We start from the raw sequence: 14,619 nt of genomic DNA on the forward strand, positions 1-14,619 counted from the left end.
CGGGAAGAGGGATGCGATGAAGCGCGTCAGGGCGGTGAAGCGCTGGGGCCGCCGCAAGGTGGACTACTGGCGGGTGCGCAGGCTGTCGCTCGACCATCTCCTCAGGGCGGCCCAGCGCTACCAGCTCCAGTCCGGCGACCGGCTGGCGGGAGCGGTGACGTACTTCGCGTTCCTGTCCTTCTTCCCGTTGGTGGCGCTGTCGTACGCGGTGCTGGGGCTCGTCGTCGCGACCAGCGAGACCACCAGGAAGGCGCTGCGGCAGGCCATCGAGGAACGGCTGCCGGGCATCGCGGAACAGCTCGACTTCGAGGCCATCGCCACGGCCAGGACGACCGCCGGGATCATCGGCCTGCTCGGCCTCCTCTACGCCGGGCTCGGCGCGCTCGACGCGTTGCGCGGGGCGCTGCGCGAGATGTCGATGACCACCACCCCGCCGCTCGACTTCTTCGTCGGCAAGCTGCGCGACCTGGCCTCGCTGATCATGCTCGGCGTGACGGCGATCGTGTCCGTGCTGGTCGCCGGGTTCGCCACGACGGCCACCAACAACGTCATGCACTTCCTGTTCGGCAGCCAGAACGAGCTGATCAACCTGGGCTTCAGGGTCGCGGGCGTGACGGCGAGCGTGGCGGCCGACTGGCTGCTGTTCGTGATCCTGCTCGGCTGGGTGGCCCAGCCGACCCAGCCGTTCCGCGTGATCGCGAAGGGCGCGCTGATGGGCGCGATCGGGTTCGGGCTGCTCAAGCAGATCGCGACGCTGCTGCTGGCGACCACGCTGGGCAACCCGATCTACGGTACGTTCGCCGTCATCGTCGGCCTGCTGGTCTGGATCAACTTCTCGGCCAGACTCGTGCTCTTCGTCGCCGCCTGGACGGCCACCGCCGGGCTCTGCCCGCCGCCCTCCCCGTCCCCGATCCCCTCGTCGAAGACCTCAGAGGTCTGAGCGGCCGCGCCTGCGGCGGATGCCGAAGCCGAGCCAGACCAGTCCGAACAGCAGCCCGCCACCGATCACCAGCGAGCCGACCATCTTGGTGGAGTCGGTCTGCTTGGAGGCGGCCGAGTCCAGCAACGGCGGTTGCGCGGCCGGCGTGACCGACGCGCCGCCCGGCGCCGCGGACGGCTTGGGCGCGGCGAGCGCCGCCGCCGGGATCGGATCCACGAGCTGTCCGACCGGGGCGGCCTTGCCCCGTACGGAGAAGCCCCAGTCCATCAGCGAGGCGACCTCGTCCCAGAAGCCGCCCTCGTGCCGCATGATGCTCACCACGATCGTGTGGCCGCCACGGGTGGCCGCGCCGACGAAGCTGGCCTGGGCCTTCGACGTCCAGCCGTTCTTGACGCCGACCATGCCCTCGTAGCGCCAGAGCAGCTTGTTGTGGTTGCTGATCTCGTAGTGGCCCTTGGGCGCCGGGAAGTTGGCGACCTTCGTGCTGATGTAGCGCTTGAACTCCGGGTTGGCCAGGCCGGCGCGGGCGATCAGCGCCAGGTCGTACGCCGAGCTGCTCTGCCCGGGCTTGTCCAGCCCGCTGGGCGTCTTGGCCACCGTGTCGTTCGCCTGCAGCCGCTTGGCCTCGGCGTTCATGTCGGTCATGGTCTTGGCCAGGCTGCCGTTCGCCTCGGCCAGCGCCATGGCGGCGTCGTTGCCCGAGGACATCATCAGCGCCTTGAACAGGTCGTCGATCTTGTACGTGGCCTTCGGCGACAGCCCGACCGCGGTGCCCTCCTGGTTACAGGCGTTCTGGCTGGGCCTGACCTTGCGGTTCCTGTCCAGCTTCGGGATCAGGGTGACCGCGGTCAGCGTCTTCAGCGTGCTGGCCGGCAGGAAGCGCCCGTGGGCGTCCTTGGCCGCGAGCACCTGGCCCGTGTCGGCGTCCGCGATGACGTACGAAGTAGCCTTGCTCTTGGGCGGCTTCTTGACGCCTGTGGGGGCGACAAGGCCGCGGCTGCCCAGCGCCTCGCCGCCGACCGGCGTCGTCGGTTCGGCGTGTGCGGTCCCGCCTGTGAGCGAGACCGAGGCGATGAGTGCCGTGACCGGCACGAGTTTCGTCCACATGGCGATCTCAGCGTAGCTCCGTGTTAATGCCCATGTGGCGACACATCCCCCCGTTGATCCACCTTGATGCGAGAGAGGTACATGTGTCACGAAAGATCGCCGGTTTCCTCATCATTCTCGGCGCGTTCATGATCTTCGAGTGGGTGAACCTGGGGTTTAACTTGGCCGACGGGCATCCGACCAGCTTCTACGTGGTGCACGGGATCCTGATCGCGGTGAACATCGTCCTCGCCATTGTCCTGGGGATCATCGGCTGGCGCGGCCTCAAGGGCCGCAAAGGAGACGCCGGGTGAGGGCGTGCAGCTCGTCGGCCTCTTCCCGTGAGTCGCCGATCGAGGTGAAGCCCAGCTTGCCGTGCTCGGGGATCGCGCCGAGCAGGTGGAAGACGTTTCCGGTACGCCGCCCGGCGTCGAACCCGACCCCGAGCTGTTCGGCCGTCCGCATCACCTCACCCGGGGTGCGACCCGCGAGGCAGGACGAGTGGCAGTTGTCAGTAGCTGTATAGAATTTCGGCTGATTTCCTGACATGAGGTGACCGGTGGCGGGGTCGTATGTGGCCCCGGTCGTCAGCACGGCGGCACCGAACGGATGCGTGGTGCCGCCGATCCGCAGGTTGATCTCGCACAGCAGCGCGGCGTAGCCGGCGTCGGCCTTCAGCGCGAAGAAGTCCATCCCGAACAGCCCGACCACGCCCCGCTCCGCGAGGATGTCCGCGATCCGCGCGGCCGACGAGCCGACATCCGCGCGGTACTCGGGCGCCGCGGGGAACGTGCACCCCTGGTAGACGTGCCCGTTGGGCCCGCCGAGCACCTGATCGTGCGTGGCGAGCACCTGAGCTTTTCCGCCGGGCGTGATTTGAGCCAGCGCGCTCGGGTAGTAGAGCGGCCTATGTTCGATGAACTCCTCGACCACGGCCCCTCGTTCAAGGATTTTCGCAGTGAAGCTATCCCAGGTCTCTCCCGCCGCGGAGAAGTTGATCAGCGACCTGTCGGCCTTCGGCACGATGGCGTTGCCTAGACCCGAATACCCGTCGTTCAGCTTGACGATCACCCGCTCGCCGGGCAGGGCCTCCAGCGCCTCCTCGATCTCGGGTTCCGTACGCACGTCGGCGAAGCCCCGTGCCATCGGTACCCCGGCCTCATGTCCCACCTCCCGGGCCCCGCTCTTGGAGCCGTAATAGGAAAGGGACGTCGCGGGACCGTAGACGGGAACGTTGAGTAGCGAGGCGAGCTCCTCTTCGAGTTCGCTCAGGACGAAGGGCACCAGCCAAGCGTCACCGTCGATCGCCGAGCGTAACCGCTCGATGGCGTCTGGACGGTCGAGCAGACTCCTGGTCAACGGCTGAGACCAGGGGTCGTCGAGACTGATGAGAGTCAGGCGCTTGGCGGCGTCATCCGGATCCGGCAGGAACGCGAAGTAGTAGTCGATGATGTCGGGATCGATGGGCGCCGAGGAGAGGTAGACCACCTTGACCCGGGGCTCGCGGAGGGTCAGCAGGAGGAACAACAGGCGCTCCTCGTACGACCTGGCGCCGGCGATCCGGCGGAGTTCATCCTGCGGAAGGGAGAGCGAGGGTACGACCACCAGGGTCCCCTCGCTCGGCTCGAAGATGCTTAACCCAGCACACTTCTCCCCGAACGGGATATTAGTGATCATACAGCGAGTGAAACACGCATTCTTCTCAAATGCAGCCATCGCTAGAGTGTGATGACCATGACAGAAGGTGACAGGATTCGGAATCGCTGACCACGTTTGAACTGACAGCATTGGGTCACGATCTACTGATCCGTTGTAACTATTTCCGGATCAGTCATGCCTGCACGGAACGTGACCACCTGCGGTTACGGGCATGCCGTCGGGCAACTTTTGGTGTATCTGTCGGCGCGAAGCCGTACGAGAGCGATAAAGTCGAAGCATCGCCATCGGGCTCACAGCCGACCGCTGTGCTCCCGGGCTGCAGTGGCACTCGCGATCTACGAATGCGAAGCCCGTGCTGACGATCTCGCGCCCCGAAACCAATCGGGTGTGTTATTTGGATTCGCCGAGCGGCCGCTCAACCGGGTGGCCGCTGCGGATGGGGACTTTTCTTACAGCGCACGAGCCGCGATGGCCAGGATGTGTGGGGCGGCGCGGCATGGGACAGGACGGTGACATATGCGGGGACGTGAGCTTCGGGGGGAACTCGACGCGTTCCTGGCGGAGACCGAGCAGGATCTCGTGGCGTTCCGTCGCGACCTCCACATGCACCCTGAGCTCGCCTTCGCCGAATATCGTACGACACAGCGGATCGCCGAGCGGCTCACCGCCGCGGGGCTGACGCCTTCGGTGCTCCCCAGGGGCACCGGCCTGATCTGCGAGGTGGGCAGCGGTGACGGCCCGACCATCGCGTTGCGCGCCGACATCGACGCGCTGCCCCTTCAGGACGAGAAGGACGTGCCCTACCGCTCGACCGTGGCGGGGGCCTGCCACGCCTGCGGGCACGACGTGCACACCACGGTGCTGCTCGGCACCTCGCTCTTCCTCGCCCAGCAGGCCGCCGCGGGTCTGCTGCCCGGCCGGGTGCGCCTGATCTTCCAGCCCGCCGAGGAGCTTCCCGGCGGCGCGCTCGAGGTCATGGCGCAGGGCGGCATCAGCGGTGTGGACCGGATCTTCGGCCTCCACTGCGACCCGCGCGTGGACGTGGGGCAACTCGGGCTCAGGAGCGGCCCGATCACCTCGGCCTGCGACAGGATCGCCGTCCGGGTCTCGGGCCCCGGCGGTCACACCGCCCGCCCGCACCTGACCGCCGACCTGGTCTTCGCGCTGGCCAAGATCCTCACGGAGCTGCCCGCCGCGCTGTCGCGCCGCGTCGACCCGCGTTCCTCGCTCAGCCTCGTCTGGGGGAAGGTCGTGGCCGGGACCGCGGCCAACGCGATCCCCGACGACGGCGTGGCCGAGGGCACGGTGCGCTGCCTCGACGAGAACGCCTGGCACGCCGCCCCCGACCTGATCAAGTCGCTGCTGGAGTCGGTGGCCGGCGCCTACGGCGTCGAGGCCACGCTGGACTACACGCGTGGCGTGCCGCCGGTGGTCAACGACGAGGTCAGCGTCGAGATGCTGGCCGAGGCGGCCGAGCGGGCGCTGGGGGCGGGCGCGGTCGTCCCGACCCAGCAGTCGCTCGGAGGCGAGGACTTCGCCTGGTACCTGGAGTCGATCCCCGGCGCGTTCGCCCGGCTCGGCACGCGTTCGCCCGACGGGGTCACCTACGACATCCACCAGGGGACGTTCGCGGTGGATGAGAAGGCGATCGCCATGGGCGTGCGGGTCATGGCCACCACGGCGCTGACCGCGCTGTGGGAGGTCGGGCCGCTCGACTCGATCACCACCGCGATGGCCTGACGTCGCCTTGCCGTCCCTCCCATCTCCCTCCCCCGAGAGGGAGATGGGACAGGGACGGGGCCTAGAGCAGTTTGCCGAAGGTCACGGGCAGGCGCAGGGACGACTGTCCCGGCGAGACCGTGATCCTGGTGCCCGGCGGGTAACGCAGGGTGTAGTCGTAGTCGGTCGAGATGATCACCAGGCCCAGCCGGTGGCCCTTCTTGAAGATGTAGTCCGTCGGCTGGAAGTCCCACGCGAAGGTGTAGTCCTTGCCGGCCCTGATCGGCTCGGTCCTGTCCGGGCGGTCACGGTTGCGGACGTCCAGCCAGCCCCTGGTGACGATCTTGTACGGGGTCGTGGCGGTGCCGAGCGTCCTGAGGACCGTACAGCCCGTGTCACCCGGAATGCCCTCGCCGTAACAGTAGTTCTGGCCGGTCGAGACCAGGGTGCCGTTCGGGCGGACGTCGGTGCCGTAGTCTACCAGCAGCGCCGTCAGGTACGGCGACGCCCCGTCCTTCAGCGAGGCCCGCACCGAGACGGTGGGCGTGCCCGAGATCCGCACGTCGGCGGGCAGGGCACCGGTCGAGTACGCCAGCCGGTTCGGATCCGCCCCCACCGCCTCCACGAGTTGCTCGGCCGTCCTGGCCTTCTGGTCGACGAACGACTCCTTGGCCGAACGCGGACGCGGCAGCAGGCCGAGCGTCGAGCCGGAGCCCGGGTGGAGCGGCACCGTGACCGTGCCGGGAAGCGGCCACGAGGCGTGCTGGGCCCACTGGCCGGCGGCGGACTCCACGTCCGCCTGCGGCTCACGCATGATGCCCGAGTCGATCCCGTACAGCCAGTAGTCGAACCAGCCGTGGAGCTGGCGCAGCCATTCGGCCGTGCGGAAGTTGAAGGGGCTCATGTGGGTGCCTTGGTGCAGCCAGATCTTGCGCGGCACGTGCTGCTTGGCCAGGGCGTACCACCACTGCGCGAACTGCTTGGTCTTGACATTCCAGTCGTTGAGCCCGTGCACCAGGAAGACGCTGGCCTTGACCTTGCGCACGTCCTTGAGATAGTTGCGATCGTCCCAGAATCGGCTGTAGTCGCCGGTGATCCGGTCCTGGGTCGCGGTGATCCTGTCGATCACCGCGCCGCAGGCCTCCTGGCCGTTCTCCCTGGTCAGCACGTATTTGGCGAGCACGTCCAGGTCCTCGCCCTGGAAGCCGCCGGGGGCCAGGACGCCGCCGTTGGCGCGGTAGTAGTCGTACCAGCTGGAGATGGCGGCGATCGGGACGATCGTCTTCAGGCCCTCCACGCCGGTCGCGGCGACCGCGTTCGGCAGCGTGCCGTTGTAGGAGACGCCGATCATGCCGACCTTGCCCGTCGACCAGGTGGCCTCGACCGGGTTCCCGGCGGGGTCGAAGCCTTTGGCGCGGCCGTTCAGCCAGTCGATGGCGGCCTTCGGGCCGGCGGTCTCGTTGCGGTCGCCCGAGGTCGGGCAGCCGGTGGCGCGGGCGCTGCCCACGTTCTCCACCAGGGCGATGGCGTAGCCGCGGGGCAGGAAGTAGTTGTCGTAGTAGCCGTCGAACGGCTCGGCCGCCCTGGCCGACAGGGCGGTCAGTGCGGGCAGCGGGTTGCCGTTCTCGTCCACGTCCACGGGGTGGTTGGCGACGTCGTTGCCGGGGGCGTAGTAGGGGCTCGCCTCCATGATCACCGGGACCTTGAGTCCCTCGTCGGTCTCCTTGGGTCGCAGGATGTCCACGGCCACCCGGTCGGGCGCGCCGTCGTTGTCGCTGTCGGTCCCCGCGACCTCGACGAACACCGTCTGTTTGACGGCGTCGGCCCGGGAGAAGACCGGCTGGGTGGCGTTGTTCCCGATCCTGATGGCCGGGGCGGCGGCTGTGGCGGGAGTGGTGCCGGTCATGGACGCGACGAGTAACGCGGCCAGCGGCACGGCGAGAATGGTACGAAGGTGCATGCGGGCTCCGATGCGAGATTTCCACTGTCTGTGGGAATCTCCGTCACGATCGCCTCCTGGACAAGAGGTGATCGTGTCCCAAAATTGGGCAAATCTTCCCGTGTGTGGGTTGCGCTCCGTGATGGGGTCTCAGGTCACGGACGCGAGTGATGTCGATAACGGACAGGTTGCGACCCTGTGCGCCGGTTTGGTTCGCCCTGGTCAAGCAACTATCTTCCGTGCAGGTGCCGTACGTTTCTTCGCGCCTGCGATGAGATTCGACGGCGGGGAAATGGAAGGAGTCGCCTTGCTCGGCAAGCGATTCAACAGGTTGGCGCTCGGCTCGGTCGCCGGCGTCATGCTCATGGCAGCGGCCGCGTGTGGTGGCGGCGGCGGGGGCACCACGGCCAGCCAGGAGCCGACCGGCGCGAGCAGCGAGGCGCCGAAGGCCTCTCTCAAGGTGGGTCTCGCGTTCGACGTCGGCGGGCGGGGTGACAAGTCCTTCAACGACGCGGCCTACGCCGGCCTGGAGAAGGCCAAGACGGAACTGGGCGCCGAGATCAAGGAGCTGAGCCCGTCCGCTGACGGCTCCAACCGCGGTGACCTGCTGCGGCAGCTCGCGGACGCCGAGTACAACCCGATCATCGGGGTCGGCTTCGCCTACGCCGAGGACATCAAGAAGGCCGCCACCGAATACCCGGACATCCAGTTCGCGGTCGTGGACTCCGCCTCCAACGCGCCCAACGTGACCGGTCTGCTGTTCGCCGAGGAGCAGGGCTCCTACCTGGCGGGCGTCGCCGCGGCGACCAAGGCGGAGAGCGGCCACGTCGGCTTCGTCGGCGGCGTCGAGAGCGACCTGATCAGGAAGTTCGAGGCGGGCTTCGTGGCCGGCGTGAAGTCGGTCAAGGCGGACGCCAAGATCGACATCAAGTACCTCACCCCTGACGGCGACTTCACCGGCTTCAAGGCCCCCGACAAGGGCAAGGTCGCGGCCGAGAAGATGTTCCAGGACGGCGCGGACATCGTCTACCACGCCGCCGGTGACTCCGGCCTCGGCGTGTTCCAGGCGGCGGCGGCGGCCAAGAAGAAGGCCATCGGCGTCGACTCCGACCAGCGCCAGACGGTCAAGGAGACCGACCTGCAGCCGGTCATCATGACCTCGATGCTCAAGCGCGTGGACGTCGGCGTGTTCGAGTTCATCAAGGCCTTCCAGGGCGGCGCCAAGGGCGGCTCGGACGTCATCTACGACCTGAAGGTCGACGGCGTGGGCCTGTCCACCACAGGCGGCGAGATCGACGACATCAAGGACAAGCTCGACGCTGCCAAGAAGGACATCGTCGACGGCAAAATCACGGTTCCCGCCAAGCCGTAACCGGGGTAGAAGAGACAGCTGAGGGCCCGGAGTCCGGACTTCGGGCCTTCTGTCTATGCCGCCCCCCTGTAGGAGAGGCAGATGAGTGCTGACACCTTGGCCACGGTGAAACCCGCCGTAGAGCTTGAGGGCATCACCAAGCGTTTCCCCGGTGTCGTCGCGAACCACGACATCCGCATCACCGTCCAGCCCGGCACGGTACACGCCATCGTCGGGGAGAACGGCGCGGGCAAGTCCACCCTGATGAAGATCCTCTACGGCATGCAGAAGCCGGACGAGGGCACCATCAAGGTCAACGGCGCGGAGGTCAGCTTCCGCACGCCGAGCGACGCCATCGGGGTCGGAATCGGCATGGTGCACCAGCACTTCATGCTCGCCGACAACTTCACGGTCCTGGAGAACATCGTGCTCGGGGCCGAGCCCAGGAAGCTCGGCACGCTCGACAGGGCCGCCGCCCGTCGGCGCATCACCGAACTGGCCGCCACCCACGGCCTGCGGGTCGACCCGGACAAGCTCGTCGAGGACCTCGGCGTCGGCGACCGGCAGCGCGTGGAGATCCTCAAGGTCCTCTACCGCGGCGCCCGCATCCTCATCCTCGACGAGCCGACGGCCGTGCTCGTGCCGCAGGAGGTCGAGGAGCTCTTCCAGAACCTGCGCGAGCTCAAGTCCGAGGGCCTGACCGTCATCTTCATCTCGCACAAGCTGGACGAGGTGCTCGGCATCGCCGATGCGATCACCGTCATCCGGCGCGGCACCACGGTCGCCAGCGTGAACCCGGGCGAGGTCACCGCGCGTCAGCTCGCCGAGCTGATGGTCGGCAGCGAGCTGCCCACACCCGAGACCCGCGAGTCCACCGTGACCGACACGGTGGCGCTGAAGGTCTCCAGCCTCACCGTGGAGGCCGACGGTTTCCGCCCGGTGCCCAAGGGCACCCCCGTCAGCCTGTACGCCGACAAGCTCCGCCAAGAGGGCAAACGCCTGCTCCTCGACGACGTGTCGTTCGACATCCACAAGGGCGAGATCCTCGGCATCGCCGGCGTCGAGGGCAACGGCCAGTCCGAGCTCATCGAGGCCGTCATGGGCATCCGCCCGGCCCACGGCCGGGTCGAGCTGGACGGCCGCGACATGACCGCCTGGTCCACGCTGAGGCGCAGGGAGTCCGGCATCGGCTACATCCCCGAGGACCGCCACCGCCAGGGCCTGCTCCTGGAGGCGTCCCTCTGGGAGAACCGGATCCTCGGCCACCAGACCAGAAGGCCCGCGCGCAGCGGCATCTGGGTCGACAGGCGGGCCTCGAAGGCCGACACCGAGCGCATCGTCAAGGACTACGACGTACGCACGCCCAGCGTCGAAACCCTGGCCCTGGCCCTGTCCGGGGGCAACCAGCAGAAGCTGATCGTGGGCCGCGAGATGAGCGGCGAGCCGGCCTTCCTCATCGCCGCCCACCCCACCCGGGGTGTGGACGTCGGCGCCCAGGCCGCGATCTGGGACCACCTGCGCGACGCCCGCGCCGCCGGGCTCGCGGTGCTGCTCATCTCCGCCGACCTCGACGAGCTGATCGGCCTGTCCGACACGATCCAGGTCATCTACCGGGGCCGGCTCGTGGCCGCGCTCGACCCTTCCGACGTCACGCCCGAACGGCTGGGCGGCTACATGACCGGCGCCATCGCCGGCACTGAGGAGACGTGATGCCCGCCGGGCTCAACCGGGCGCTGCTCACCGTCGCCGGCGCCGTCGTCGCCATCCTCCTGGCGATCGCGATCTGCAGCGTGGCGATCATCATCGCGGGCGGGAGCCCGCTGGACGCGCTGGCCGCCTTCTTCGACTTCGGGACGAGCGAGCGGGCGCAGTCCAACTCCATCGCCACCTTCCTCAACCGGGCTGTGCCGCTGTTCATCGCCGGTCTGGCGGTGGCTGTCGGCTTCCGCATGAACCTCTTCAACATCGGCGTCGAGGGCCAGTACCGGATCGCGGCCATCTGCGCGGCGTACGTGGGCTCGACGTTCACGGCGCCGTCGTGGATCCAGATCCCGGTGATCATCGTGGTGGCGGCGCTGGCCGGTGGTCTGTACGCGCTCATCCCCGCCGTCATGAAGGTCACCAGGGGCGTGAACGAGGTCATCGCCACGATCATGCTCAACTACATCGCGATCAACCTGTCGTCCTATCTCGTCCGGGGCCTCTTCGCCGGCGAACGTGCGAAGACCGATGTCAACGTGACCACACCGCCGCTCCCCGACTCGGCCATGTTCCCCAACCTGAACGCGGTTTTCGAGTGGTTCGGCCTGCTCCCGCCCACCCGTGAAGGCGGCCTGTGGGGCTTCCTTCTCGTGGCCGTCGTGCTCGGCCTGGGGGTCTGGCTGGTGCTGGAACGCACCCGCTTCGGCTTCAACGTCAAGGCCAGCGGGCTCAACGCCCCCGCCGCGCTCGCCTCGGGCGTCAACCCCAAGACCATGGTGATCGCGGCGATGGTGATGTCCGGCGCGATCGCCGGACTCATCGGCCTGCCCGAGATCCTCGGCTCCTCGGGTGCCTACAACTCCAACTTCACCGCCGGCCTGGGCTTCCTCGGCATCGCCGTGGCCCTGCTCGGCCGGAACAAGCCCGTCGGAATCGCGATCGCCGCGCTGCTGTTCGCCTTCCTCGACCGGGCGCAGGGCGCGCTGCAGTTCGCGGACGTCCCCGCGTCCGTCGTCACGATCATCCAGGGCGCGATCGTGCTGCTGGTCGTCATGGCCAACGAGGTGACGAAGCGGATCGCCCTCAGACTGGAAGAACGGCGGGCCGCCCAGCAGCTCGGCAGGAACACTCCCGTTGAGGTGACCGCATGACCAGGGTCGGCAAATACCACGTGGTGCTCATCGGCATCGCCGCGCTCATCCTGCTGATGTCGCTCGTGCGGATCGTGACGGGCGAGAATGACATCACCTCCTCCGGCACGTTCGCCGCCGCGCTGCTGCTCGCGGTGCCGATCGGCCTGGCCGGTCTCGGCGGCCTGTGGGCCGAGCGGGCCGGCGTGGTCAACATCGGCCTCGAAGGCATGATGGTGCTCGGCACCTGGTTCGCCGGCTGGGCCGGATACCAGTGGGGCCCGGTGGCCGCGCTGGTCGCCGGACTGCTCGGTGGCGCGCTCGGCGGGCTCCTGCACGCGATCGCGACCGTGTCGTTCGGCGTGGACCACATCATCAGCGGCGTCGCGATCAACCTGCTCGGCCCCGGCGTCACCCGGTTCCTGTCCGAGGTCCTCTACAAGGAGGGCACGCCCGCCTCCGACGCGGGTGCCGGCATCACCACCTCGCCCGCGCTGGCCTCGAACCCGCCGGAGGTCAGCCTGCCGCTGTTCTCCGGCGGCCCCGACGTGCTCGGCCTGCTGGAGAACACCCACTGGTTCCTGCTGTCCGACGTGGCGGGGATCCTGCGCGGCCTCACCCACGGCGTCAACGTGCTGGTGATCCTGGCCGTCCTGCTGCTGCCGCTGACGTACTTCGTGCTCTGGCACACGGCCTTCGGCCTTCGGCTGCGTTCGGCGGGCGAGAACCCGTGGGCGGCCGAGTCGCTGGGCGTGAACGTCTACCTGATCAAGTACGTCGCCGTCATCATCTCCGGCGCCTTCGCCGGGCTCGGCGGCGTGTTCCTGGTCTTCGTCTCCACCAAGTACGTCGAGGGCCAGACGGCCGGGCGCGGGTTCATCGGCCTGGCCGCCATGATCTTCGGGAACTGGCGTCCGGGCGGGCTCGCGGCCGGCGCCGCCCTGTTCGGCTACGCCGACGGCCTGCAACTGCGCAGCTCGGAGGCCGTCACCTCGTTCTTCCTGTTCGGTGCGGTGCTCCTGCTGGTCTATCTCGCCCTGCGGATCCGCCGCCTGCTCGCCTCAGACCAGCCGGCCGAGCTGGTCGTCAGGGGCGCCAGGCAGTACACCCAGATGGGCGCCGCCGTGGTCGGCGCGGCCCTGCTGTTCTGGCTCTGGCTCACCGTGGACAAGTTGCCCAACGAGTTCGTCTTCATCACGCCACACGTGCTCACGCTGCTCGTGCTCCTGGTCGCTTCGCAACGCCTGCGGATGCCCAAGGCCGACGGCGTGAGCTATCGCCGGGGGGAACAACATTGAACATCGACTGGGACGGCCTGCGCGACGAGGCCGCGGAGGCCATGCGGCACGCGTACGCGCCGTACTCGAAATTTCCCGTGGGCGCCGCCGCAGTGGTGGAGGACGGGCGGATCGTCACCGGCTGCAACGTCGAGAACGCCTCCTACGGCCTGGGCCTGTGCGCCGAGTGCGGCCTCGTCTCGGCGTTGCAGCGCTCGGGCGGCGGCCGTCTCGTGGCCTTCACCTGCGTGGACGGCCACGGTGAGCTGCTGATGCCGTGCGGGCGCTGCCGTCAGCTCCTGTACGAGTTCGGCGGGCCCGACCTGCTGGTCGAGACCGAGGACGGGCCCAAGCCGATGGCCGAGATCCTCCCGTACGCGTTCGGGCCCCAGGACCTCAGCAGGAGCACGTGATGGACGCCATCGAGGTCATCCGCGCCAAGCGGGACAGGGGAGAGCTCACCACCGGGCAGATCGACTGGGTGCTCGGCGCGTACACGGCCGGCGACGTCGCCGACGAGCAGATGTCCGCGCTGGCCATGGCGATCCTGCTGAACGGCATGAACCGGCGCGAGATCGCCGACTGGACCCAGGCCATGATCCGCTCCGGCGAACGTATGGACTGGTCCGGCCTCGACCGGCCCACCGCCGACAAACACTCGACGGGCGGGGTCGGCGACAAGATCACGCTCCCGCTGGCGCCGGTGGTGGCGGCCTGCGGGGCGTACGTGCCGCAACTCTCCGGCCGCGGCCTCGGCCACACCGGCGGCACCCTGGACAAGCTGGAGTCGATCCCCGGCTGGCGGGCCTCCCTCTCGGGCGACGAGATGCTCGGCGTCCTGCGCACGGCGGGCGCCGTCGTCTGCGCCGCCGGCTCCGGCCTGGCGCCGGCCGACAAGAAGTTGTACGCCCTGCGCGACGTCACCGGCACCGTCGAGTCCATCCCGCTGATCGCCTCCTCGATCATGTCCAAGAAGATCGCCGAGGGCACCGGTTCGCTCGTCCTCGACGTGAAGGTGGGCTCGGGGGCGTTCATGAAGACCGTCCCGATGGCCAGGGAACTGGCCGAGACCATGGTCGCCCTCGGCACGGACGCAGGGGTGCGCACGGTCGCCCTGATGACGGCCATGGACCGGCCGCTGGGGCGGGCCGTGGGGAACGCGCTGGAGGTCGAGGAGTCGGTCGAGGTGCTGGCCGGCGGCGGGCCCGCCGACGTGGTGGAGCTGACCGTACGGCTGGCGCGGGAGATGTTGTCGGCCGCCGGGGTGTCCTCGCCCAAGGACCCGGCGAAGGCTCTGCAGGACGGCTCCGCCATGGACGCCTGGCGGCGGATGATCTCCGCGCAGGGCGGGGACCCTGACGCCCTGCTGCCCCGGGCGGCCGAGACGCTGACCGTGGAGGTGCCGTCGTCCGGGGTGCTGACCCGGCTGGACGCCTACGCGGTGGGCCTGGCGGCCTGGCGGCTCGGCGCCGGACGGGCCCGCAAGGAGGATCCCGTCTCGTTCGGGGCCGGGGTCGTGCTGCATGCCAAGCCGGGGGATCTCGTGCGGGCCGGCCAGCCGTTGATGACCTTGCACGCGGACGAGACCTCACGGTTCGAGCGGGCCCTGTCGGCGCTGGAAGGCGCCTACGCGGTGGGCCAGGCTTCCGGGGAACAACTCCCACTGATCATCGACCGCATCACCGCCTCGTAACTCCCGCCGGGCTGTCGACCACGGAATCCGGGCAAGGTGGGCTCGCGTGGCGGCGGCTCGCCACTGAAGGGATGCTCCTATGGATGTCAAGCCGTGTTTTCTTGATCGTTTTTGGTGATGATTG

General features: G+C 68.6%; 12 protein-coding genes. 9 read left to right on the forward strand and 3 right to left on the reverse strand.

All coding sequences use genetic code 11. The annotated features are described in order from the left end of the window. Positions 1 to 16 precede the first annotated feature (16 nt). Entirely contained in the window at positions 17 to 940 is a 924-nt protein-coding gene (locus ACFPZ3_RS55470) for a YihY/virulence factor BrkB family protein (RefSeq protein ID WP_379522534.1), read from the forward strand. Here the strand turns inward: ACFPZ3_RS55470 and ACFPZ3_RS55475 are convergent. Next, a complete protein-coding gene (locus ACFPZ3_RS55475; RefSeq protein WP_379522535.1) occupies positions 929 to 2,047 on the reverse strand; it encodes a D-alanyl-D-alanine carboxypeptidase family protein in 1,119 nt (372 codons plus the stop codon). The genes ACFPZ3_RS55470 and ACFPZ3_RS55475 overlap by 12 nt on opposite strands. 83 nt (positions 2,048 to 2,130) lie before the next feature. On the opposite strand from ACFPZ3_RS55475, the gene ACFPZ3_RS55480 reads away from it, so the two are divergent. Further along, complete coding sequence (locus tag ACFPZ3_RS55480; RefSeq protein ID WP_379522536.1) at positions 2,131 to 2,340, forward strand: SCO4848 family membrane protein; 210 nt, start codon at positions 2,131 to 2,133, stop codon at positions 2,338 to 2,340. On the opposite strand, the gene ACFPZ3_RS55485 is transcribed toward ACFPZ3_RS55480, so the two are convergent. Further along, complete coding sequence (locus ACFPZ3_RS55485) at positions 2,312 to 3,631, reverse strand: peptide ligase PGM1-related protein (RefSeq protein ID WP_379522537.1); 1,320 nt, start codon at positions 3,629 to 3,631, stop codon at positions 2,312 to 2,314. The genes ACFPZ3_RS55480 and ACFPZ3_RS55485 overlap by 29 nt on opposite strands. Before the next feature lie 570 nt (positions 3,632 to 4,201). Between ACFPZ3_RS55485 and ACFPZ3_RS55490 the strand changes: the two genes are divergently transcribed. After that, a complete protein-coding gene (locus tag ACFPZ3_RS55490; RefSeq protein ID WP_379522538.1) occupies positions 4,202 to 5,425 on the forward strand; it encodes a M20 family metallopeptidase in 1,224 nt (407 codons plus the stop codon). A 61-nt stretch (positions 5,426 to 5,486) separates the two neighbouring features. Here the strand turns inward: ACFPZ3_RS55490 and ACFPZ3_RS55495 are convergent, their stop codons facing one another. Next, positions 5,487 to 7,364 carry a Xaa-Pro dipeptidyl-peptidase gene (locus tag ACFPZ3_RS55495; RefSeq protein WP_379522539.1) on the reverse strand — a complete coding sequence of 626 codons (1,878 nt, stop codon included), beginning with the start codon at positions 7,362 to 7,364 and terminating at the stop codon, positions 5,487 to 5,489. A gap of 286 nt (positions 7,365 to 7,650) precedes the next feature. Here ACFPZ3_RS55495 and ACFPZ3_RS55500 point away from each other — a divergent pair, with 286 nt between their 5' ends. The 6 genes from ACFPZ3_RS55500 (at position 7,651) to ACFPZ3_RS55525 (ending at position 14,495) form a co-directional block, all read left to right on the forward strand. Further along, positions 7,651 to 8,715, forward strand: a complete 1,065-nt coding sequence (locus ACFPZ3_RS55500) for a BMP family lipoprotein (RefSeq protein ID WP_379522540.1) — start codon at positions 7,651 to 7,653, stop codon at positions 8,713 to 8,715. Positions 8,716 to 8,796: 81 nt separating this feature from the next. Continuing rightward, positions 8,797 to 10,404 (forward strand): ABC transporter ATP-binding protein, encoded by a 1,608-nt coding sequence (locus ACFPZ3_RS55505; protein WP_379522541.1) that lies wholly within the window; start codon positions 8,797 to 8,799, stop codon positions 10,402 to 10,404. Next, positions 10,404 to 11,546, forward strand: coding sequence for an ABC transporter permease (locus ACFPZ3_RS55510; RefSeq protein ID WP_379522542.1), 1,143 nt, complete (start codon positions 10,404 to 10,406; stop codon positions 11,544 to 11,546). Before ACFPZ3_RS55505 ends, ACFPZ3_RS55510 begins: the two co-directional genes overlap by 1 nt. Then, positions 11,543 to 12,823 carry an ABC transporter permease gene (locus tag ACFPZ3_RS55515; RefSeq protein ID WP_379522543.1) on the forward strand — a complete coding sequence of 427 codons (1,281 nt, stop codon included), beginning with the start codon at positions 11,543 to 11,545 and terminating at the stop codon, positions 12,821 to 12,823. Before ACFPZ3_RS55510 ends, ACFPZ3_RS55515 begins: the two co-directional genes overlap by 4 nt. Then, positions 12,820 to 13,215, forward strand: a complete 396-nt coding sequence (locus ACFPZ3_RS55520) for a cytidine deaminase (protein WP_379522544.1) — start codon at positions 12,820 to 12,822, stop codon at positions 13,213 to 13,215. Before ACFPZ3_RS55515 ends, ACFPZ3_RS55520 begins: the two co-directional genes overlap by 4 nt. After that, a complete protein-coding gene (locus ACFPZ3_RS55525) occupies positions 13,215 to 14,495 on the forward strand; it encodes a thymidine phosphorylase (RefSeq protein WP_379522545.1) in 1,281 nt (426 codons plus the stop codon). The genes ACFPZ3_RS55520 and ACFPZ3_RS55525 overlap by 1 nt, the downstream gene beginning before the upstream one ends. Positions 14,496 to 14,619 lie beyond the last annotated feature (124 nt).

The sequence above is a fragment of the Nonomuraea insulae genome (assembly GCF_042656245.1).